Source organism: Bartonella sp. PS17NMGDW (genome assembly GCF_042193555.1).
In the GTDB taxonomy this organism is placed as follows: domain Bacteria; phylum Pseudomonadota; class Alphaproteobacteria; order Rhizobiales; family Rhizobiaceae; genus Bartonella; species Bartonella grahamii.
This window is the reverse complement of record NZ_JBHILY010000085.1, coordinates 1-782: the sequence shown is the minus strand read 5'-3', so window position 1 is coordinate 782 and position 782 is coordinate 1. Positions and strand designations below refer to the sequence as shown.

The following is a 782-nucleotide window of genomic DNA, read 5'->3' as shown; positions in this document are numbered from 1 at the left end:
ATCGCCCAGCCTGTCTTGGTCCCTAGATCAAGACATAAAATGGTTTGTGCGTTAGTGATCATAATCCCCCCTTAAGGCTCTACGTATTTATATGTTTGCTATGACAGAGCGTGTTGTGATTGCCTGTCTTGCAAAAATGTTTTTGAAAAAGGAACCTCGCAATGATTCATTGTTAATTAACAATCCTCATTTTTGGCTCAAATGACGCAAGTTAAAAAACTTCTCCTGCAAAAATAAAATCGATCAATCTCGGTTCTTCTTTTTTGTTGATTAACTCAGTGATTTTATTGTTTAATTCATCAATAACTTTCATCTGTGAAGCTAACTTTAGCCTTTGGCTGTATAGCGTTTCATTTTTTTGCTTAATTAAAGAGGATAGGTTTTCAAGTACTACTTGCTGTTGTTCAATTGACTTATCTCGCTCTGCAAGAGTTGCTTCATGCCATCTCATCCAATTATCAAATTGTGACTTATGCCATTCTTCTTGTTTTGCAAGAACTTTTGTATGAGTTCTATGTCGTTTTATAAGATCTTCTATGCTACAATCACGATCCGGTATTTGTATAAATTCTTTCACAAACTTATCTCCATTCTCAATTTTCGTATTACAACCTATTGATCTACAAAACTGGGTGTAAATCTTCTTCAATATTCCGTTTCTCATGATCTTTCTTCTTTAAGAATGTGAAGGCTGCTGTTGCTGTTCGTTATTATCTGTAGGGGCAGCAATAAAAGCAGGCATAGAGCTAGAACTATCCTTCAACTTTTGCAGCTTTAAATAA

Annotated in this window: 1 protein-coding gene and 1 pseudogene; both read right to left on the bottom strand. The window is 35.0% G+C overall.

Annotated features, from left to right (window positions below):
* Nucleotides 1–211: 211 nt before the first annotated feature.
* Nucleotides 212–577: a hypothetical protein gene (locus ACFIJK_RS09410; protein ID WP_208431513.1), complete on the bottom strand. Its 366-nt coding sequence runs from the start codon at nt 575–577 to the stop codon at nt 212–214.
* A gap of 99 nt (nt 578–676) precedes the next feature.
* Nucleotides 677–782 (bottom strand): annotated as a pseudogene (locus ACFIJK_RS09405) (transcriptional regulator); the annotation flags it as partial.